19 protein-coding genes are annotated in these 22465 nt (G+C 44.3%); 6 read left to right on the top strand and 13 right to left on the bottom strand.

Annotated features, from left to right (window positions below):
- Nucleotides 1-143: 143 nt before the first annotated feature.
- The 8 genes from TY87_RS06115 to TY87_RS06150 form a co-directional block, all read right to left on the bottom strand.
- The gene (locus TY87_RS06115; protein ID WP_100186398.1) at nt 144-809 is read right to left on the bottom strand and encodes a glutathione S-transferase; all 666 of its coding nucleotides are present in this window, start codon (nt 807-809) and stop codon (nt 144-146) included.
- 246 nt (nt 810-1055) lie between these two features.
- Nucleotides 1056-2273, bottom strand: a complete 1218-nt coding sequence (locus TY87_RS06120; protein ID WP_100186399.1) for a M20 family metallopeptidase — start codon at nt 2271-2273, stop codon at nt 1056-1058.
- A gap of 10 nt (nt 2274-2283) precedes the next feature.
- On the bottom strand, nt 2284-3699 hold the full coding sequence (locus TY87_RS06125) for a M20 family metallopeptidase (RefSeq protein WP_100186400.1): 1416 nt from the start codon (nt 3697-3699) through the stop codon (nt 2284-2286).
- 58 nt (nt 3700-3757) lie between these two features.
- Nucleotides 3758-4591 (bottom strand): ATP-binding cassette domain-containing protein, encoded by an 834-nt coding sequence (locus tag TY87_RS06130; protein WP_100186401.1) that lies wholly within the window; start codon nt 4589-4591, stop codon nt 3758-3760.
- Nucleotides 4591-5589: an ABC transporter ATP-binding protein gene (locus tag TY87_RS06135; RefSeq protein ID WP_100186402.1), complete on the bottom strand. Its 999-nt coding sequence runs from the start codon at nt 5587-5589 to the stop codon at nt 4591-4593. Before TY87_RS06135 ends, TY87_RS06130 begins: the two co-directional genes overlap by 1 nt.
- Nucleotides 5590-5605: 16 nt before the next feature.
- Nucleotides 5606-6523, bottom strand: coding sequence for an ABC transporter permease (locus TY87_RS06140; RefSeq protein ID WP_072840077.1), 918 nt, complete (start codon nt 6521-6523; stop codon nt 5606-5608).
- 10 nt (nt 6524-6533) lie between these two features.
- Nucleotides 6534-7451, bottom strand: a complete 918-nt coding sequence (locus TY87_RS06145; RefSeq protein ID WP_072840078.1) for an ABC transporter permease — start codon at nt 7449-7451, stop codon at nt 6534-6536.
- Nucleotides 7452-7567: 116 nt separating this feature from the next.
- On the bottom strand, nt 7568-9142 hold the full coding sequence (locus TY87_RS06150) for an ABC transporter substrate-binding protein (protein WP_100186403.1): 1575 nt from the start codon (nt 9140-9142) through the stop codon (nt 7568-7570).
- A 205-nt stretch (nt 9143-9347) separates the two neighbouring features.
- Here TY87_RS06150 and TY87_RS06155 point away from each other — a divergent pair, with 205 nt between their 5' ends.
- The gene (locus TY87_RS06155) at nt 9348-10268 is read left to right on the top strand and encodes a LysR family transcriptional regulator (protein WP_100186404.1); all 921 of its coding nucleotides are present in this window, start codon (nt 9348-9350) and stop codon (nt 10266-10268) included.
- A 100-nt stretch (nt 10269-10368) separates the two neighbouring features.
- Here TY87_RS06155 and TY87_RS06160 read toward each other — a convergent pair whose 3' ends face one another.
- Nucleotides 10369-11706 carry a D-serine ammonia-lyase gene (locus TY87_RS06160; protein WP_100186405.1) on the bottom strand — a complete coding sequence of 446 codons (1338 nt, stop codon included), beginning with the start codon at nt 11704-11706 and terminating at the stop codon, nt 10369-10371.
- Nucleotides 11707-11735: 29 nt separating this feature from the next.
- Nucleotides 11736-13223 carry an amidase gene (locus TY87_RS06165; protein ID WP_100186406.1) on the bottom strand — a complete coding sequence of 496 codons (1488 nt, stop codon included), beginning with the start codon at nt 13221-13223 and terminating at the stop codon, nt 11736-11738.
- A gap of 426 nt (nt 13224-13649) precedes the next feature.
- Here TY87_RS06165 and TY87_RS06170 point away from each other — a divergent pair, with 426 nt between their 5' ends.
- Genes TY87_RS06170 through TY87_RS06190 form a run of 5 tightly spaced genes read left to right on the top strand, consistent with a single transcriptional unit; the run spans nt 13650 to nt 17976 of the window.
- Nucleotides 13650-14333, top strand: coding sequence for a thermostable hemolysin (locus TY87_RS06170; protein ID WP_100186407.1), 684 nt, complete (start codon nt 13650-13652; stop codon nt 14331-14333).
- On the top strand, nt 14333-15829 hold the full coding sequence (locus tag TY87_RS06175; protein WP_100186408.1) for an AMP-binding protein: 1497 nt from the start codon (nt 14333-14335) through the stop codon (nt 15827-15829). The genes TY87_RS06170 and TY87_RS06175 overlap by 1 nt, the downstream gene beginning before the upstream one ends.
- Entirely contained in the window at nt 15826-16497 is a 672-nt protein-coding gene (locus tag TY87_RS06180; protein WP_100186409.1) for an iron-containing redox enzyme family protein, read from the top strand. Before TY87_RS06175 ends, TY87_RS06180 begins: the two co-directional genes overlap by 4 nt.
- Nucleotides 16498-16504: 7 nt before the next feature.
- A complete protein-coding gene (locus tag TY87_RS06185; protein ID WP_100186410.1) occupies nt 16505-17344 on the top strand; it encodes an SDR family oxidoreductase in 840 nt (279 codons plus the stop codon).
- Nucleotides 17341-17976 carry a tetratricopeptide repeat protein gene (locus tag TY87_RS06190; RefSeq protein ID WP_100186411.1) on the top strand — a complete coding sequence of 212 codons (636 nt, stop codon included), beginning with the start codon at nt 17341-17343 and terminating at the stop codon, nt 17974-17976. The genes TY87_RS06185 and TY87_RS06190 overlap by 4 nt, the downstream gene beginning before the upstream one ends.
- Nucleotides 17977-18076: 100 nt before the next feature.
- On the opposite strand, the gene TY87_RS06195 is transcribed toward TY87_RS06190, so the two are convergent.
- The 3 genes from TY87_RS06195 to TY87_RS06205 form a co-directional block, all read right to left on the bottom strand.
- Nucleotides 18077-19225, bottom strand: a complete 1149-nt coding sequence (locus TY87_RS06195) for a N(5)-(carboxyethyl)ornithine synthase (protein ID WP_100186412.1) — start codon at nt 19223-19225, stop codon at nt 18077-18079.
- Nucleotides 19226-19536: 311 nt separating this feature from the next.
- Nucleotides 19537-21051, bottom strand: a complete 1515-nt coding sequence (locus tag TY87_RS06200; RefSeq protein WP_100186413.1) for a malonate--CoA ligase — start codon at nt 21049-21051, stop codon at nt 19537-19539.
- 2 nt (nt 21052-21053) lie between these two features.
- A complete protein-coding gene (locus TY87_RS06205) occupies nt 21054-22301 on the bottom strand; it encodes a malonyl-CoA decarboxylase (protein WP_072840088.1) in 1248 nt (415 codons plus the stop codon).
- Nucleotides 22302-22465: the final 164 nt, after the last annotated feature.

Genomic DNA, 22465 nt, shown 5'->3' on the forward strand with positions numbered 1-22465 from the left:
TTTAATAAAAATATATTTTAGAAGCAGAAAAGTACAGCAAATGAGAATGAATATCAATAAATGAAAGATATTTAAACATCAAACTAAAGACTATTTTGAAGAATCAACTCTAGTTTGATGTAAGCAATACTTTAAAAAAGAGACTACAAAGTAGTAAAAGTACCACCTTTTGCTAAAGCTTGTTGATAAGCTGGCACCGCTTCTACTTGCTTGATAAAACGCGCAATATTCGGATATTTAGACAAGTCCATGCGTGTGCTCGATGCTTGCAATGGAAAACTCATCTGAATGTCTGCAGCAGTTAATTCCTCACCGACAAACCACGTATGCTCACCCAAAGTTTTTTCAATAAACTGCATTTGAGGAGTAATACGTGGCGTGATGAATTTATCTTGGATCTTACTGGTGATCGCTTTCGCAATGGGTTTGATAAAGAAAGGCATCGGACTTTGTGGCACCTTCATCATCACCAACTTCATCACTAACAAAGGCATCAAAGAGCCTTCAGCAAAATGCAACCAATAACGGTAATCCAATAAGGCTTTACCATCCGTCGGTCTCAAGCGCTTTTCCGTATCATATTGATCTAATAAATATTCAATAATCGCTCCGGACTCAGCCACGGTTAAATCCCCATCGGTAATAACCGGAGACTTACCCAGCGGGTGTACTTTTTTCAAAGATTCAGGACCAGAAGCGGTTTCAGGGTCACGCTTATACTCCACAATTTCGTATTCAAGCCCAAGCTCTTCTAACAACCATAAAATACGCTGAGAGCGGGAATTCTCTAAGTGATGAACCGTAATCATATAATCTCCTTATTGTCTTATCAGGAACGGATATTATTCACTTTTACACTACAAGCTATACGCAATAAAGCAGAAAAGAGATGACTAACTAAAAATAAAAACGTCTGTAGAAAATAAGAGCGCTTATGAAAGGCCAAATAGTAAAGGTCAAAAAAATCAAAAAAAGGCTTCCCTGTGGAAGCCTTTTTATAGATAAAATAAACTACACTCGATAATTTAATGACGAAAATACTATTTTTCCAGCTTTTACGGCAGAAGCAACACACTCTTAGCAACAGCTTGAGTACGAGGCACGAAGGTATCCAACAAACAAAGCTCGCCATCAGTATGCATTTTTGCGCCTACGGGTCCTGTTCCACATAAGGTCGGAACGCCCATCGACGAGGTAAAACCAGCATCCGAACAACCACCCGTGAATTCCCCTTCTACGGTGAACCCCAGTGACTCTGCTTGTTTTTGATAGTGCGCCAATAAGACATCGCTCATGCTTGATTCAAAAGGATGGAACGCCGATATCAATCGCACAGAAGCGGTCACACCATTCAGTCTAGGCGTATCAACAATAGCCTGAATTGCGTCTATAGCTTCGACCATTTGTTCTTTGGTGATATAGCGTAAATCCAATTTGGCAGTGGCATCTGAAGCCACAGTATTAGAAGACATACCACCGCTAATTAAACCAACATTGGTCGTTACACCGGTTTCGTAATTAGTCAACGCATGCAGCTCAGTGATGACCAGAGCCAAGCCTCCAATTGCGCTGGCTCCATCGGCATGGTTTACGCCAGAGTGAGCAGCTTTGCCTTTAACTAAAATTTCAAAGCTCGCACCGCCTTTTCGGGCCGACACAACATTGCCACTGATACGACCAGGTTCGGCATTGAATACGGCTTTTGCGCCCTTAACCATTTGCTGAATAACGTGTCGACCTTCTGGCGAGCCAATTTCTTCATCACCAGTGAACAAGCCAACAACGGGATGAGGCAATTCGGTGAGATCAGAGTTATTTAACAGATACTGCAAACCTCTTAAAACGAAGCAATTCAAAACCAAGCCAGATTTCATGTCAGCTACGCCAGGCCCAAACGCCGTCATGCCGTCACGAGTAAAACCTCGCGTTGCCGTCGTTCCTTTGGGAAAAACTGTGTCCCTATGTCCCATAAGATAAATAGCAGGCTGTGCGTCTTTTTTATCAAATCCAGAAGCAATACGTGCTTCCAATACATCGCCAGAGCTAGCAGACTTATGCCATCGACATTCGATACCATCGGCTTCTAACCAAGAGGCCATCAGCTTTCCTGCCGCATCAACACCATCTTTGTCATAGCTGTTCGAGTCGGTATCGACTAATTCCTTTAGACATTGGATCATCTCGTCTTCTTGTGTTGCCAACCAGTCACAAAGTAAATCCGCATAAGGTGCGAGTGCGCTGTTGCTTACCTTTTTTGCTGTCGATAATGTCATTTTGCTCTCCTTAACGTTTGGCCTGAATTGATGAGCCTTGTTCGGATAAATCCCAAAAAAGTCCCGTCATTATCTGTAAGGCTTCACGACACACTGGCGCTAGAACGTGTTCATTTGGCGCATGTTGACTGCACGCTGGGTACGAATGTGGTACCCAAACGGTAGGTAAATTAAGAATATTGGCAAACACATCATTTGGCAGCGAGCCACCTAAATTAGGCAGTAACACAGGTTTCTTACCGGTAGTTTGAGCAAGAGAACCCAAAGCCCAATCCACCCAAGGATCTTCAGGATCAAGACGCGTAGCCTCCATGATATGACCACTATCAGTAACTTCAACATCGCTAAAACCATGACGATCAAGGTGGTCACGAATATGTTTTAAAAAGTTTTGGCTGTCGCTTTCTACCACAAAACGCAGCTGACAATGAGCGCTAGCGTAACCGGGAATAGCATTTACAGGCATATCTGGATTACCTGTTTTACAGGCCAACATTTCCAAAGTGTTCCACGCAAAAACCCGCTCGGCTGGGGTTAAATCTGGCTCGCCCCAATTAGGATCAATGGCCGGGCTATTTGCACCCTCACCCACGGGAATGTCTTTTAAAGCAGCACGAACCGATTCAGGCAAGCGCGCAGGCAACAAGCCTTTGACAAGAATCTTACCTTTGGCATCCACCATGGAAGCCCAAGCATGGGCCAAGCGCGTACCAGCGTTGCTCAATAAGCCCCCCCAATTGCCTGAATGATGGGCACCATCGCGCAACAGAACTTTTAAATCGAAACTAAATCCTCCTCGAGAACCGAGGAAAATTGTCGGGTGCTCAGCACTTAACCTTGGACCATCGGACGCAATAAACAAATCTGCCGCCAGTTCATCTTTATGCAGTTCACAAAGCTCAGCCAATCCGGGTGAGCCGGCTTCTTCACCCATTTCTAAAATCACTTTAACGTTAAAGCCTAGTTTGCCTTCTTTCGCATCAATAACCTGCTTCAACGCAGCAAAATTGATAGTGTGCTGGCCTTTATTATCCGCCGTTCCACGTCCATACCAACGGTCGCCATCTACCACTACTTTCCATGGCGATAATCCAGCTTTCCATTGATCGTCATAGCCGCGCACGACGTCGCCATGACCATAGGTCAGCAACGTCAGTTGGGTTGGATCTTCGATTCGTTCGGCAATCAAAAATGGCCAAGAGCCCGGCTGTGTTGCTTCGGTAACCGGATTGGCAACAATACGTGATTGAAAGCCCAATAAAGCAAGTTCGGGCATAATAATGTCTTGCAAATAAGCACGTAATTGATCAAAGGCATCGTGGTTCTGGCTTTCACTGTGAACACTAACACGTTGCTCTAAGGCAGTAAAAAAGGCACCGGAATCAAAGTAAAACTCCGCACCTTGAATGCTGGATTGACGACTCATGTTCTCTCCTTAAGTAAAATAAAAAGCAGGCTAAAGTGGCCCTTAAAAAATGAAAAAATTACGAAGCCTTATCCCATGCACTAGAGTCCAACACGTCAGGCAAACCTAGAGCGGGCTCTGGTGTTAAAACGGAAGACAACAAAGCTTGTGTATAAGGATGTTGTGCATTTTGAAAGATTTGTTCTCGGGTGCCCTGCTCGACAATTTTCCCGCGATACATCACTGCCACTCGATCCACCAAATGCTCAACCACACCAAGGTTATGACTGATAAATAAGTACGTCAGTCCTAGCTCTTTTTTCAGATCCATCAATAAGTTAAGAATTTGTGCCTGAACAGACACATCTAGCGCCGAAGTCGGCTCATCGCATACCAAAATGCTAGGTTTTAAAATCAAGGCTCGAGCAATAGCAACACGTTGACGCTGACCACCTGACAATTGCCCCGGATAATTTTTTAATAACCGCTCAGGCAAACCCACCAAATCGCTGATGTCTTTCACGGCTTTTTGCTGGCTTTTAGCATCACCAATTTTATGCAGCTGCAATGGCAAACGAATAATTTGCTCAATAGTTTTACGTGGATTCAAAGAGGAATAAGGGTCTTGAAAAATCGGTTGAAGCTGACGAGACATCGATAAACGAGAACTTGATCCTCTCGCCTTATCATTAATCAATACGTCGCCATTAGTAGGCTCTAATAAACCTAGAATCATTTTCGCCAAAGTACTTTTCCCGCAGCCTGATTCGCCAACCAAACCCAAGGTTTCACCGGGACGAATACGTAACGAAATGCCGTCTACTGCTTTCAGTAATGTAGGCTCTTTGAAAGCCCCATTTTTTAGATAAAAATGGCGCGACAAATTTGATAACTCCAAAGCATATTCTGACATTACACCGCCTCCCGAAATGACGACGCTGTAGCAATAGAACAACGTACTTGATGATCTTCTGAACCTAGGTGATTTTCTAAGCTAGGCGAACGGTAACAACACTCTCCAATAGAGACGCTACAACGGTTTTCAAAAGCACAACCTTTTAGTTCACCAATCAGACTCGGAACCACGCCCGGAATAGACTCCAAATGACTACCAGGTAAGGTTTTACCAGGAACAGGAATACAGTTGAGCAACCCTTTGGTATAAGGATGCTGTGGATCAGAAAACAAATCTTGCGCAGAAGCCGTTTCTACTACTTGTCCGGCATACATCACCGCTACACGATCGGCAATGCGTGCGACCACACCAAGGTCATGAGTGATAAAAATAACGGCGGTGCCAAATTCCTGCTGAAGTTCACGAATTAAACGTAATATCTGTGCTTGAATCGTCACATCTAGTGCCGTGGTTGGTTCATCCGCGATGATCAAGTCTGGCTCGCACATCAGCGCCATGGCGATCATCACTCGTTGACGCAAACCACCAGACAATTGATGTGGATACTGATCTAAACGCTTTTCTGGATACGGCACACCAGCGCGCTCCAATAAATACACTGCGCGTTTTTTGGCTTCGTCTTTACTCACTTTTTTGTGCTTGATAATGCCTTCGCAAAGTTGATTACCTAACGTATAAGAAGGATTAAGAGAGGTCATCGGCTCTTGAAAAATCATCGACATACGCATGCCGCGCACTTGATTGCGCTCTTTTTTCGATAAGGATAATAAATCCATACCGTCAAATTGCATTGCCTCAGCTGTCACTTCAGCTCGCTTCGGCAATAAGCCCATCAGCGCCATAGAAGTCATGGATTTACCACAACCAGATTCCCCTACGATACAGAGCATTTCACCTTTATTTACATGTAAATCGATACCACGCACCGCTCGCAAATCGCCATTTGGCGTTGGCAGACTGACTTGTAAGTTTTTCACATCGAGTATTCGTTTCATGATGTCTCCTCTGACCTCAATTCCGGCCTTCTGGTGCGTTCATATCACGCAAACCGTCACCCACTAAATTAATCGCCAATACCAACACCATCAGCGCAATGCCGGGAATCGCAATGACCCAAGTTTTGAAAAACATGTATGCTTTGCCTTCCGAGATCATTAATCCCCAAGATGGCATTGGCGGCTGAACACCCAATCCTAAAAAGGACAAAGTCGCTTCTAGCAATATTGCATGTGCCATTTCCAAGGTCATAACAACAATCAACGCGCTTAAAATATTAGGTAATAGTTCCCGCACTAGAATGTAAGTTGTTGAAGCACCTAGTACTTTGGCCGAAGCTATGAATTCAGCATCCCGCAATTGCTGAGTCGTGGAGCGTGCCACCACCGCAAATCTATCCCACAACAACAACCCCAATAAGATGATCACCATTTGCAAGGAGCCACCTACCAAAGCAGACATAGCTAAAGCCACAAGAACAACCGGCATAGCCAAACGCGTAGTAATGATGTAGCTGATTACCGCATCGACTCGGCCACCGAAATAGCCAGCCAGAACACCCAAAGTCGTACCAATTAGCCCAGAAATAAGTGCTGCGGACAAACCAATCGTCAGCGAAATTCGCGCCCCGTAAAGCAAGCGACTTAGGTAATCTCGGCCTAATTTATCGGTGCCAAAGATATGTTCCCAAGAGCCTTTTTCGTGCCAAACAGGTGGGATCATGCGCTGAGAAATATTTTGTAAATAAGGATCATGAGGTGCCAACCAAGGCGCCAATATCGCCAGCACCACAATCAGACCAAGAATAATTGAGCCCATTAACAAACCACGGTGACCCAAGAAGCGATTCATCATTCGGCGCCACTCAGGAACCACAGGCAAAAAGGTATTTGCGCTAGGAGCGGTTGAAACAGTAGAAGTAGAATCAGACATAGTAGACACCTCAGCGAACACGCAAACGTGGATCAAGCATGGCGTTGATCACATCAGCTAGAAAAGTTAACAGGATATAAAACACCGCAATAATCAACACCACGGCTTGCACCACTGGATAGTCATTACGGGTGATCGCATCCCACGCGAGCTGCCCTAAACCTTTTAAAGAAAACACCGATTCGATAACCACCGAGCCGCCTAACATAAAACCCAATTCGACCGCCGCCAAGGCCACAACAGGAATTACCGCATTGCGCAAAGCATGTTTAAAGATGACAGAAGATTCATTCAATCCTTTAGAACGAGCGGTACGAATGTAGTCAGAATTCAATACTTCAAGCATGCCGGTACGCGTTAAGCGCATCATGGCTGGCATGGCGTAATAGCCCAAAGCGATGGCAGGTAAAACAAAGTGCTGCCATGTCTCATTACCGCCAGCAGGTAACCAATGCAAGTTAACCGCAAACACCACAATCAGAGTTAAACCAAACCAAAAGCTCGGCATAGCTTGACCAATAACCGCGATGGTCAACGCCAAGCGATCAATCCAAGTATCTTGCTTAATAGCAGCAATCACACCAAGAGGGATGGCAATTACCGTTGCTAATCCTAACGCCAAACCACCTAGTGTCAGCGTTACCGGTAAACGATCACTAATCAGTGACATTACGGTATCTTGAAAATAATAAGAGCGACCAAAATCCAATTGAACCGCTGACCATAGCCAATCAAAGTATTGATAAACCATCGGCTTATCCAAACCAAAATCGATTCTGATTTGCTCCACCTGTTCAGCGGTAGACTCAGGTCCAGCAATCGAAATAGCCAAATCACCAGACAAATGCAGCAACATAAAGCTCACGATAGACACAGTGATTGCCACACTCAACGCCACCAGTAATCGACGAAATATAAATACCAACATAAAAAAACCTCACAACCGCCTTTGTGACTTTGATCCTTTGTACCCTTTATCACTAGGCACAGGAGCAAAGGTTCAAACTAGCGACGCTTACCACAAAGTAGTAAGCGTCTTACTAATTACTTCCAGCTTGATTCTACAAAGCGCGGTAACTCATCAGGGTAAGGTGTGAAGTTCAACTCTTTACTGAAGGCGTAATTACTTGAATAAGAAAACATTGGCGCCCAATAAGCCTCTTCAGTAATTTTCTTAATCGCTTCACTGTAATTCTTTTTACGAATTTCAGGGTCAACGTTGGTATCCGCTGCATTGACTAAAGCGATCACCTCTTTGTCATGATTCATGTCATCCGCGCCACCATTAAAATAAACGCTGGTCATGGCAGAAGCATCGTTCACAGAATAAGAACCCCATGTTTGGAAAGCCAAGGGAACGTTTCCTGAACGCTGCTCTTTGCGCAATGCTGCATAGGTCAACATGTGCATTTTAGCGGTGATACCAATTGCTCGAAGGTTACCTAGAACAGCCTCAGCTAAATCCATATCTCGGTAAGCATAAAAATCAGTTTGGAAACCATTTGGGTAGCCAGCTTCTGCAAGCAAGGCTTTCGCTTTGGTTGGGTTATAGTCGAATTTTTTCGCAGCGGACACATCACAACCAAACTGGGAAGGGAAACACGGCGTATAAATGGCACGACTGCCGCCACGAACTAATTCATTTGCTAGCGCATCACGATTAATCGCGTAGTTCACAGCCTCACGAACTAGCTTATTGTGGAATGGCGAATCTTTTAGAGCTTCGCTGCTGGTATCCATTGCCAAATAGCCAACTCGCATAGTTTCGGAACTAATTACTTCCAAATTTGGCATCATTTTCATTTCATCCGCCTGATCGGACGGTACACGCCATGTCCAATCCACACCGCCGGTCATCAGCTGAGCAAGGCGAGCATCAGGATCAGGAATGACTTTGAATTGAATTTTTCCGATTGCAGGTTTTTTAATCGGACCACCTTCAAAGTAGCCTTCGTAGCGTTCTAGGTTCGCTCCTTCACCACTCAGTACTTCAGTGATTTTATAAGGGCCTGTACCAATAGGTGCTTTGGCATAGCCTTCAATGCCAACCGACTTAAAATATTTTTCAGGATAGATAGGCGTTGGGCCAGACAAGTATTCCAATGCTGCGGGGAAAGGTTGCTTTAGTACCAAACGTACAGTGTATTCATCAACTTGCTCAGCATGATCGATCCAATCGACGTTTTGACGCGTGACGATTTTAGACTCAGGAGACGTAACATAATTAAAGGTGAAAGCCACATCCGCCGCGCTGAAAGCATCTCCATTTTGGAAAGTGACGCCCTTACGTAAAGTAAAAAGCAAATGCGTTGGATCTTCCCATTTCCAGCTGGTCGCTAACAAAGGCTGATATTCGCCAGTTTCCATGTCTCGATGAATCAACGTATCCCAAGCAAGATGAGACAGGATAATACCTTCCCTCACATTGTTGTGATAAGGACTGACGTTTTCCGGCTCAAGCCCTACAGCGTACACCAAGGTGTCATTCGCCTTATTCGCTAATGCTGGCGCTGTCACACCAACCAAAGAGCAAGCGATAAGAGCACTGACCAGCGTTCGACGTGGAGCGCGGTCTAATACTTGACGTCGAGAAAAATGGTTATGACTGAGTTTTTTCATCGTTTCGTTCCTTTTACATTTTTTTAATGTGATATTCATGCAGTGCAACTTTCATTTTTTATTCACATTATGCAAAAAATACCATTGCCACAATTAAAAAAAATGCAAAGAATCGTTGCCAAAAAAGCATGACTATGGCGAAATGATAAAAAATATAAAATCTAATAAAAATCGCCAACGTTCGTTAAAATGCAGGAAAAACACGATGGAAGCCGCATTAAGATTACAAGATACCGCGCTACGCTATTTTTTAGAGGTCGCAAGATATGGATCGATAAGCGAAGCTTCTTTGCACTTAAATGTGGCAGCAAGCGCAATTAGCAGGCAGATAAATAATCTAGAAGATATTCTCAGTACAACCTTGTTTGAGCGCCGCCCTCGAGGGATGGAGTTGAGTGCAGCAGGTGAAATGCTCGCGGTTTACGCTCGTAAAAACGCACTAGAATCGGACAGAATTGTATCGGAAATTGCCGCTTTGGAAGGTCTTAATCGAGGCCATGTGAAAATTTCTTGCTCGGAAGGTTTTGCAATGGAATTCTTGCCTCGTAACATTGCAAGTTTTCGAGAACAACATGAAGGCATTCATTTTCAGATCAATGTCAGCTCTCCTGGGGAAGTATCACGACGCGTTAGCCATGGAGATGCCGACATAGGAGTGACCTTAAGTTTATCTCCAGCCAAAGATATTCAAGTCGCCTACCGACAACCTTCTCCGATCCTCGCTGTGGTAAATCCAAATCACCCATTAGCTAACAAAAAAAGCATCTCCTTAGCCCAATTACAGCCATACCCAATAGCTCTACCAGAAGAAAGCACCACAGTCAGACAGCTGTTTGATATCTGCTGTAGCCGTTTAAATTTATTATTCGATCCTGTTTTAGTATCCAACAATATGGCGACCTTAAACCGCTTTACGACTTATGACGGCGGTATTCATCTTGCGGGTGAAATTTCGATACGTCATCAACTGGCCAGCAGCGAATTGGTCGCTATCCCGATTCGAGATAGGGGTATGGACATCCGCAACATTGAAGTACAAACCCTATCAGGACGAACCTTACCCGCTGCAGTGAGAGTATTCTTAGATTATATGATCGAAAAAATGCAGAATGAAAAAAGCATCTAAGACATAGACTCAGCACTACTTTCAATTTTTAAGATATAAAAAAAGAGCCAAAGACGACCTTTGGCTCAATTCATCAAAACAATAATGCTGTGCCTTTTTTCTAGAAACCTCTACCCTTTTCCAAGAGAGCCTTACCTTTCTGATAATAGGCTTTTCTTTCTTCTTCTGGCACCATGTCGCCGCCAGTTGCCCACATAATATGTGTCGCTTGCGACATTTTTTCTTCGATTTGGTGAGCCGTTAGGTAATCATGCCCTTCGGTTAAAATTCGCAGCACACCACTTGCACCCGCGGCGCCAGACGGCTCTACAGGAATACCTTCAGCATCCACCAGCATGGCTAAATGACGATACATATTGTCATCAGAGACGGTATAAACACCGCTGAGCAGTGAATCCATCATTGGGCCAACAAAAGCAGAAGGTCGGCCAACGGCTAAACCATCGGCACAGGTTTGATTATCGATACCCAGTTCTTGTACAGAAATGCCGTTATGCAAAGCCGTTTCCATTCCTAACACCATACAAGGAGAATGCGTCGGTTCTGCAAAAAAACAATGCACATGATCACCAAACACCTGTTTCAGGCCAAAGGTAATACCGCCAGGCGCGCCGCCGACACCACAAGGCAAGTAGACAAACAAAGGATGATCTTTATCGACGACAATGCCCTGCTCGACCAGCTGCTTTTGCAATCGTAATGCCGCCACGCTGTAGCCTAAAAACAATGACTTAGAATCTTCATCATCGATAAAATACGCCGTATCCTTTTGCATGGCTTCCTGTCGACCTTGTTCCACTGCCACCCCATAATCAGCAGTATGTTCAACGACATTGACGCCTTTGCTTCTTAGCAAGGCTTTTTTCCATTCACGGGCATCAGACGACATGTGAACCGTGACATCAAAGCCCAATTTGGCGCTCATAATGCCAATGCTTAAGCCAAGATTTCCGGTTGAACCGACAACTATTTGATGCTTTGAAAATAACTCTCGAAAATGCTCTAAATCACAAGCCCGATAATCGTCACTGGTTTTTAATAAGCCATTTGCTAGCGCCAAACGCTCGGCATGCAATAAGACTTCATAAATACCACCACGAGCTTTAATAGAGCCAGCAATCGGTAATTGATTGTCGCACTTCACCCATAAACGGCCGGGGATTTCTAGATTCAGCGAATCCGACAAAGCTCGCTGCATAGCAGGAATGGCCTTTAACTCAGATTCGATGATGCCGTTAGTAACCGCCGTTTCGGAAAACACTTGAGCAAGATAAGGTGCAAAACGCGTGAGTCGATCAGAGGCATCTAGCATGTCTGACATTTGCAGAGACAGCTTAGATTGCACTTCATCAAACTGCATTTTTTTCGGATTAAACCAAGTCATTTCCTGCAACGCAATGAGCGACTGCACAACAGGGGTAGAAATATAGTCGGTCACTTAAATACTCCATGAAAGCTTTCGATAAATTAAAATCCCATAAAACCGTCTGTATTTTTCAACGCTGGCAAACGAGACAACATGGCGATATCGACTCTTGGGCGCGCTAGATCAGGTGTTTTTTCTAACAAGGCTTCTAACGATTTGGCAAATGCCAAGGTGGATAAATCGTCGCCTCGTCGGCCAATGATCTGCAAACCAAACGGCATGTTGTTTTTGTCTCGGCCCACTGGCAGAGTCACAGACGGATGACCTGTTAAGGTTGATGCGTACGCCATAGAAAGCCAGTGATAATAGCTTTGTGTCGGCTTGCCATCAATCTGCTCTGGATAAAGTTCATGCCAATCTCGTGGGCTAATCGTCGTGGTTGGCGCCAAAATAAAATCATACTCATCAAAAAACAGCTGCCACGCACGATACATCACGCTTTGTTTGTTTAGCGCACTGACTACATCTAATGCGCTGTATGACTCGCCTTCTTCAATATTCATCAAAATATTTGGCCCCATTTGATCTGGGTATTTGTGGGACAAATCGCGGTGATGACCAGAAAAGTTAAGCGCTCTTAACACAGCAAAAATATGATCGGCGTTGTCGCAATTAGGATGCGCATTGTCACATTGGGCGAATACAGAACCAAACTTGTCGATTTTTTCTTGGAAGGATTCTTTGATCAAATTTTCCGTCATGGCAAAGCCAAAGTCGTTGGTAAAAGCCACTTTAGCGCTACTCAGATCAAAGTCCGGTAAGTGGCGATAAGCATCGGCATTGTGTTGCCCAACGCCCTCCACCACAGAGACCCAAGGATCACGACGATCAGGACGAATCATCTGCGATAACATCAAGCCAACATCTTCGACTGAACGAGCCATCGGCCCATTGGTTGGTAGAGGAATTAAGCCGATAGGCCGACTATGTCCAGGCACCACGCCTGGAGAAGGACGAAAGCCAACTACGCCACAAAAGGCCGCTGGATTACGCAAGCTGCCGCCAGTATCTGATCCGGTTGCTAATGGGGTCATGCCGCAAGCTAACGCCACCGCCGAGCCGCCAGAAGATCCGGCCGCCGAACGAGTCACATCAAACGGGTTCGCCGTCGCACCATAAACAGCATTGCGTGTATTGCCACCCGCACTCCATTCCGGATTATTGGCTTTGCCCAGGGGCAAAGCGCCTGCTTGGCGTAGTTGTGCGACCATTGGGTCATCAGATGTGGCCATATTATCTTTATAAATTGTACTGCCGAATGTCGTTGGGAACCCCGTTAGGTCGACCATGTCTTTCACGCTCAATGGCAAACCATGCAACACGCCCAACGACTCGCCTTTATCAATGGCTTTTTGAGCTCGCTTAGCTTGAGCCATTAGATCATCTGGATCACAAGCAACAATTGCATTCACAGCATGATTCACTGCATTCATTCGCGTAATACAGCTTTGCGCCAACTCCATAACAGACAATGACTTTTGCGCCATCAATCGGCGCGCTTCGGCTGCATTTAGATCACAAGCTTCCATCCATACCTTCTTAGTGAGTTATTCACATCGTAATTAAATTAAAACGATGTTAAGCCTCAAAAAGGCATCGAAAAAGCGGAATAATTCGAAGGTATCCATGCATTTTAGGCAAAGCAAGTGGCCTCCTTAAAATAATAAAACACTCTCGATAACTTCTTGTCCATGCGTCTAAACCCAGCTAGCTCCAATCGCTTAATTTTCCATGTACTTTCTTAAGAATTCTTAAGGAAAGTACTTTTCTTAAGCCTCTAAGAGGCTTCAATAAAATTAAAAACAGAAGATAAATACATGATATTAAAAGGTTTATTAATCACTAATCACGTGAAAAACTTTTTTATTATTATTAATAAAATACTTTTTCGACGTAAGTTTTTCTTAATTCTAAGTCTCTAATCTGAAGCTATACAAATTGAGGTGTTTTCCACTATGCAGCATTCAGATTCATTACAGACCAACAAAGAGCGAACCATTGTCGCCACCCCAACCATGCCCTATGAGTTTGTTGCTGCTAATGCAGACGGTTACGCTCGACGGGATTTAGAAACTTTTGTCAAAGACGGTTTTGCGAAAAAGTACCAAGCGGATGTGAACACTTTTATGCCGATTCTGCTTGGTATTAAAGCACAAGGTTTAAGAGCCGTGATGGGCGTTCGTCGCGGCACTCAGCCATTATTTGTCGAACAATATTTACCTGTTTCAATCACCGAGAGCTTAGAAAAACACGGCATCTGGACCGAACGCACCAGTGTTGCAGAGTTAGGTAATCTCTATAGTCAAAACCAGCGTTTTACCTTGCCCTTATTAATGACGGTAGTGATGGGTCTATACCTTTCTGAGGTAAATTATCTGGTTTTTGCCGGTACAGATAAGGTACGCCAGCTACTGGGAAAACTAAAACTGCCACTTACCTTTTTAGCCGATGCAAACCCTAACTTGCTAAAAAATGACGGCACTCAATGGGGCAGTTATTACGACAACAACCCCAAAGTAATGTTTTTGGACGTGAAAAAAGCAGTCGCACTAGCACTGCAGCAACCTGAACTAGAAGCCTTAATGGATCTTGTTCAAGCAAATTTCCAACACCTATTGCAGCAGCTAAGGAACGCATAATGTGGTATTTCTCTTCACCAGAATGGGCAAATAAAATCGCCCTAGTACAACAAGACAAACAGCTAACCTATCAAGCGCTAGCCTATGCTGTGACCGCTCGTAAAAACTGGCTGATAGAGCAACAAGTGTCTCGGGTTGCCGTCGCCATGGATAACACCATTGAATGGGTATTGTTTGACCTAGCATGCCAAGACGCAGAGCTTTGTTGCGTGCCAGTACCGAGCTTTTTTAGCCCTCAACAAACGGCTCACTTGCTTAATGAAAGCGGCATCGAATTGATGCTAACACAAGACAACAATAGTCCCAGTAACAGGAACAGCCCAGCTAACAATGATGCGACGGATAGCCCGTTTGCAGGTGTTTATGCCACTCGTTTAACGGTACAACATGAGCCCAAAATTCCAGCTGGGACGAATAAAATCACCTTTACATCTGGCACCACAGGCAGTCCGAAAGGCGTCTGTTTGAGCAACGAAGCACAATTAAATGTCGCGCACTCTCTTGCTGATGCAGTAGCGCTACAAGACGTTCGCCATTTGTGTTTATTACCTTTGGCGACTTTGTTAGAAAATATCGCGGGTATTTATGCACCTCTTTTAGTTGGCGGCACCATTATTTTGGCAAGCCAAGAAGAACGTGGTTTTAGTGGCAGCCGTTTGGCTCAACCACAACAATTACTAGCACTGATCAGCCAGCAACAACCAACCAGTTTGATTTTAGTACCAGAGCTGCTTTCGCTGTTTGTTGGTGCCTGTCAGCAAGGTTGGAAGCCTCCACAGTCCTTAAGATTTATAGCTGTTGGCGGCGGAAAAGTCGCTGCAGGTTTAGTGCAAAAAGCACACGTTCTTGGTTTACCTGTTTATCAAGGTTATGGCTTGTCTGAATGCGCGTCTGTGGTGTCATTAAATACACCTATGCAAGAAGACCAAGCCTCTGCCGGAGCCGTGTTGCCCCATAATCAATTACATATTGAGCAAGGAGAATTAGTAATCACTGGCAACCTTTTCCTTGGTTACCTAAATCAACCAGAAAGCTTTTATCCACAAGAAGTACGCACTGGAGATTTAGTCAGCTTAACAAACGGTTTTCTGAACATTGATGGGCGCCAGAAGAACATCATCATTAACTCTTTTGGTCGCAACTTGTCACCAGAATGGGTAGAAGCCGAACTCATGGCAACGGGTTATTTCCGCGAAGCATTGGTGTTTGGTGAAGCAAAACCTTCTTGCGGCGCATTACTCAGCCCTGCAGCAGCGCACATCACCGAAGAGCAAATTCAACAAGTGGTTTCCATGGTGAATCAACACTTGCCAGATTACGCTCGTATTGGCACTTGGCTTCCACTAGCGCAGCCATTGATGAGCATTCCGGGCATGGTCACCGCTACAGGAAAACCGATTCGCGATAAAATTTTGGCGCATTTTGCCGACCAAATTGAACCCTTATACCAAGACACTTTTTTACAATTAAACACCGCATTTGGAGAATCACTATGACACTTTATCAACGCCTACAACAAGAAACCCTAGCTGAAAGACAATACTTGGTGACATCACCTATTATCCAACGCTGTTTCCATGGCCAAATCACCTTAGAAAACTACATCGATTTTTTGACTCAGGCTTATCATCACGTCAAACACACAGTGCCATTATTGATGGCTGTGGGTAGTCGTTTATCGGAAGAAAAAGAATGGCTACGGGAAGCTGTTGGCGAATACATTGAAGAAGAAATGGGCCATCAAGAATGGATCCTAAACGACATCGCAGCCTGTGGTGCGGACAAAGAAACCGTACGCAGAAGCCTGCCAGAAGCGGCAACAGAATTGATGGTAGCGTACGCCTACGACGCAGTAAATCGTATCAATCCATTGCGTTTTTTCGGCATGGTTTTCGTGCTTGAAGGCACCAGCATTGCCTTAGCTGATAACGCTGCAGAACAAATCAAAAACAAACTCGACTTACCTGCGAATGCCTTTAGCTACTTGCGTTCACATGGCTCATTGGATCAAGAACACATCGTCTTCTTTGAAAACCTGATGAATAAAATCACTGACAAAAACGAACAAGATCAGATCATTCACAGTGCAAAAATGTTTTTCAAACTTTACGCCAATATTTTCCGCGAGCTAGACAGTACAGCAGCTCAAGCCGACGCGGCATAGGAGAAGCATGATGCAATGGCAACAACAAATCTGTTTATTAACTGGCGCGACGGGCGGCATAGGTCAAGCCATCGCGACAGCCTTAGCCAACAAAGGGGTAAGCTTGATACTGCAAGGTCGAAGTGAATCTCGCTTGCAACAACTTAGCGACTCTTTGACTGGCGAACATAAGATACTCGTGGCGGACATCACCACAATACAAGGCCGTGAAAAAATCTGCCGCATGGCTGAATTGAACGCAATCAGTATGTTGATTAATAACGCAGGCGTTGGGCAGTTCTCTTTACTGGAAGAGACAGAAGAAGCCGTCATTGTAGACACCTTAGAAATCAACTTATTAGCACCAATTCTACTTATTCAAGAATTACTGCCTTTGTTGCAAAAAGCCGATCAACAGCAACCAGCACCGTCATACGTGATCAATGTTGGCTCAGCGTTTGGCAGCATAGGTTTCGCTGGACAATCGATTTACTGCGCCAGCAAATTTGGTCTACGAGGTTTTACTGAAGCCTTGTACCGTGAATTAGCAGATACGAATGTTCATGTTAGTTACTTTGCGCCACGAGCAACCGCCACCAGCATTAACAGCGATCAAGCCATGGCGATGAACAAAGCCTTGGGCAATAGCGTAGATTCACCAGAAAGCGTTGCTAACGCCCTTATTCAACAACTTGAAAAAGGTCACGCCAGACTGTTTGTCGGTTTTCCTGAAAAGCTCTTTGTCAAAATCAACGGTGCTTTTCCACATATTGTGGACAAAGCTCTGTTTAAAAAACTTCCGATTATTAAACGCTTTCTACGTCGTGAAAAAGACGTCGAGCAAACAGCACAAGAGGTATTATCATGAAATCATTTATTACTGCTAGCCTACTCACTCTCGGCTTAGTTTCCTCTACTTGGGCCGCTGGCACCTCTAGTTTGTTAGAGATTCAACAGCGTTGGGCGCAAATTAACTATCAAATGGAAGACGAAGCCAAAGAAGCAGCGTTTAACGACCTTGTGATCAAGGCGCAGGAACTGGTTAATGCAGAACCGAACAATCCAGACGATCTGATTTGGCTTGGTATTATTCAATCGAGCACTGCGGGTGCAAAAGGCGGATTAGGTGCATTATCTTTAGCGAAAGCGGCGAAAAAGTCATTCGAAGACGCTATTACGATTAACCCTAGTGCTTTATCGGGTTCCGCAATGACAAGCTTAGGCGTGCTTTATCATAAAGTGCCAGGTTGGCCGATTGGCTTTGGTAGCGACAAAAAGGCCAAAGAATTACTGGTGCAGTCTTACAAACTTAGCCCGACTAGCATCGACAGTAACTACTTCCTTGCAGAGTTTTTATACGACGATGGTGACTATGAAGGAGCGAAACAACACCTAGAAAAAGCCCAAAAAGCCGCTCCTAGACCAACTCGTCCTATCGCTGATATTGGCCGCCACAAAGAAGTGGATACCTTGATGGAAAAGGTAAATCAGAAGCTATAAAGGACACTCCTGTTTACCAATAAAATGACAGAAAGCCATCACAGCCAAGCTTCCATCTCACACCGGAATATTGGCTGTTTGTTTTTTTGCCTTGTTCTATTTACGCCGTTAGCGCGGCATAAGGAGGTGTAATTTCCCGATGTTGAAAGGATAAAATCAGCGGATTTTTAATCACGCCTTCATCGATGTTTATCGCTCGGCGAATAGTTTCGTTTTGCTGCCAATGCTCGCGGCCTTCTAAGACGTTTTCTAAGTAGACAATCAAGGCGGCAGAAATCGAGCGCGTGGCGCTTTCCCATAAGTAGCTTGGCGTATGATCGACAGCATAATAATCGATAGTGTTGTACTGAAACATCGGCTCTTGGAAGCTAGTCGGCTTGGCAAAGAAAAAGCCCATGCCTTCGTCACAGCTGACATCAATGATTAAACAATTTGGTTTCAACGATGCCGCTTCGGATTCGATAATAAAATTGGTCGGATGATCTGTTTCTTGGAAAGTACCATTCACGATAATATCCGTTTCACCAATCAGCTCAGTCAAAGGACGAATCGTGCCGTCGTGTTCAACCACTACCATGCGCGCTTCGCCCTTTTGACCTTCGCGTACCTTTACATAATGACAATCGAGTACTTCTTCACGTACTTCATGGTCTGGTCGCTGAATACAAATGGTGATATCACGAAATCCGTGGGCTTTAAGCGCATAAATCGCACCGCGACTTACTGCTCCAAAGCTAAAAATAACCACTTTACGCTGGTTGCCATAATGTCCGTCGATGCCTTTTAACTGCAAGGCATGAATCACCGCACAATAACCGGCCATTTCATTGTTTTTATAAAAGGTATGACGACCAACTTGTCCCGTTGGAGACCAGACAAACATGTCTTCGAAAGCAATCAAGGTGAGCTTGCGATCCAGTGCCGCTTGGGTAATCTCCCGTTGTTGCACGCAATGAACATAACCCCACAAAATGCCGCCTTCGCGTAATTCTTCTAAATCGGCCAATACAGGTTTGGCTATAATTACAGCACCAATATCGGCAAGTATTTCATGGCGTGTGGCAATGCCGCCGGTTTGTGCCGCGATCTCATCGTCAGAAATATTAAACGCTGTACCGTAACCTTCTTCAAAAATTAAGCGATGACGAAGATATTCAGGAATGCGAGCTAAATGCTCCGGATGGATAGGATAACGTCGCTCATCTGTTTTTCTAGATGTACCGATCACGCCAAAAGTTAGTTGACTCATACTGTTTCCTTTTTAATAAAGAATTTAATAAAAATATAAACTTGTTTGAGTTCACAAACGCGTGATCAACCACGCCAATAAACTGGTTTAGATCTGTTAAATGTCGTTAGAATTATTATTAATACTGCTGATGTATAAAATATACGAAGTGGTCTGAGAGGGACATCCAATCTTGCAAAAGTAGGCGTCCATTACGGGGTGTGGATCAGTGCGAAGACAGGCCATGGTAACACCAAAGCCCATCAATAACTGGCTTAACCTGACATTACCAATAAAAAAGGTGGCACAATGTGCCACCGAGGGAGTTTTATTTACGCTACGAATAGATGCCCGAACTGATCTCGCAATAGATTTTTCTGTACTTTGCCCATCGTATTTCTTGGCAACTCCTCGATAACAACAAACTTCTTCGGTTGCTTAAAACGCGCCAAAGTCTGAGCAATATTTTTCTCTATCGACTCTAAATCTAGCGTCACACCTGATTTTGCAATTAAAACGGCAACAACCGTTTCACCAAAATCTGCATGTGGCACACCAATCACGGCACTCTCTAATACACCTTCTTCTTCGTCGAGCAATAACTCCAACTCTTTTGGATAAATATTGTAGCCGCCAGAGATAATGAGGTCTTTATTACGTCCGACGATATGAACATAGCCATCTTTATCGATAAGTCCTAGGTCCCCTGTAATAAAGAAACCATCTTCACGCAGCTCTTCAGCCGTTTTTTCTGGCATTTGCCAATAGCCTTTAAAGACATTAGGTCCACGTACCTCAATCTGGCCAATTTCACCCTGAGGTAACGTTTCGCCAGTATCCATATCAGTAATTTTCACCTCGGTTCCCGGTAGAGGAAGACCAACAGTACCAGCACGACGCTCCCCGTCATAAGGATTAGAGGTATTCATATTGGTTTCCGTCATGCCATAACGTTCCAAAATGCGATGCCCAGTTCGTTCTTCAAACTCAACATGAGTATCGGCTAACAAAGGCGCGCTACCAGAAATAAACAAACGCATAGGCTGCGCAAGTTCTTTGGTAAAACGAGGATCACTCAATAAACGTGTGTAAAAAGTTGGAACCCCCATCATAACCGTCGCCTGAGGCATCAAATTCAACATGATATCAAGATCAAACTTTGGCAAGAAAATGATTTTACTACCCGCAGTCAATGAAACGTTTGTCGCAACAAACAAGCCATGAGTATGGAAAATAGGAAGTGCGTGGAGCAGAACATCTTGCTCAGTAAAACGCCATTCATCGGCAAGTGCTTGAGAGTTGGATAACAAGTTACCATGAGTCAACATCGCCCCTTTTGAACGCCCAGTCGTACCTGAGGTATAAAGGAAAGAAGCCAAGTCATCCTCTTCACGAGGTACCGTATCAAACACTGTAGGCATAGTTTGAGCTAATACAGAAAACTCACCGGAACCATCTTCGTTTAGCGTTTTTAATATAGCGCCACAAGCGGCGGCCACAGGTTGCAATGCGGCGGCTTGTTTCTCGTCACAAAGTAGCACTTTTGCTCGACTGTCTTTGACAAAGTAAGATACTTCATCCGCGGTATAAGCCGTATTCAATGGCAAGAAAACAACACCGGCTTGTGCACAGGCTGCATACACAGCTAAGGCTTGGGGAGACTTAGCAATTTGTACCGCTAGACAATCATCAGGCTGCAAACCTAACTGAACCAATGTATGGGCGTATTGCGAGGCCAATTCAAGAAACTCATTATGAGTCATAGTAGAGCCATCAGGCTGCTGCAAAAAAACGCTTGTTTTGCCTTTGTGCTTACCAAATAAGCGATCGTATAGTGGATTTGTCATTGTTATTCTCCTTTTTTTCTAGTCGCGATAGAAGCACTTAACGCATGTACCGCATCCGATGCCACTACTTTTTGTTCCGTGACGAACTGTTCGTGATTTTTGGAAACCTGAGTTAGGTCGTATAAATAATTTACCATGGCTCCGTTTGACTGTTTCAAGCCGTTTGACGAAACGTCTGCATCGGCATGCACCGCTTGAATCATCGCGCCATTACCGAGGTGAAAACGCGTAACAGGATCTAAAGGTTTACCATCAGGACGCTTAGCATTCAGCAGATAATATGCAGCTAAAGCTTGGTCTTTCCCCTTCCCTAAAGACCCCATTCCAGCGCTATTAGCCCACTTAGCCAAACCTGGAATAGGTGACAGGGTCACAAAGGTATTTAGATTATCCAAGTCTCTAGCAAGGTTTGCAGCAACTTGTTTGATGAGGAAATTACCAAACGATATTCCCGCTAATCCAGGCTGGCAGTTAGAAATAGAATAGAAAACTGCGGTGTCAGCTTCGTCAGCTTCAATTATTTCTCGATCGGTCGTCAACAAAGATTGTATGGAGCTCGCAGTGCCTTTGGTTAATGCGACCTCAACAAAAATTAATGGGTCGTCCGCCATAGAAGGATGAAAAAAGCCATAACAACGACGATCTGAAGGCTTTAAACGTTGGCGTAAATCATCCCAGCTATCGATGGCGTGCACAGCTTCATAAGCTATGATTTTTTCCAAAATACTGGCAGGACTGTCCCAATTAATTGGGCGTAGCACCAAAAAGCCACGATTAAACCAGGAAGTGAATAGATGGTTAAAATCTACGTCTAAAATCCCTAATGAGGCATCTTCTTTAGTGGCTTTTAATAAGTCTTCACGCATTTTTACCAATTTTGGCGTAGCGCCAGGAACTTGATTAAAGCGACGAATCAGCTCTTGTCGTCTTGGCTCACAAGCAGAGGCAAAGGCCTTATAAGTCTGCTTGCTTGGTTGCTTTTGATATTCCGTCAAAGCGGTAATCACTTCATCAGTAACCACTTCTAAACCGTGAGTCATAAATTCAAATAATTCACGTTTTTCATCGCTGGACATTTGATCATAACGATCGAGGATATTTCTCGCTAATGCGCCACCAGATACTTCACCATGACGAGTAAGTAAATCCTGACACATGGCTTTTACTGTTCGATTATCCTCTTCATTCGATCGTGCTTTGCGATAACGGCGATCAAAAACAGAAGAAAACAGCTCTGTAAAAAAATTCATATAATTAGCTCTCGTTATTTTTATTCGATTCCATTCTTATAAGATTCACCGTCACCATTGACGAAGTGAAGCTTAAGGATACTAATCTTTATGAAGACACCTAAAAAGAAGAGTTTTGAGATAATATCCTTGCCATTTAAGCAAAGCAAACAAACGTATCTTTA

It is taken from the genome of Marinomonas sp. BSi20584 (assembly GCF_002792415.1).
In the GTDB taxonomy this organism is placed as follows: domain Bacteria; phylum Pseudomonadota; class Gammaproteobacteria; order Pseudomonadales; family Marinomonadaceae; genus Marinomonas; species Marinomonas polaris.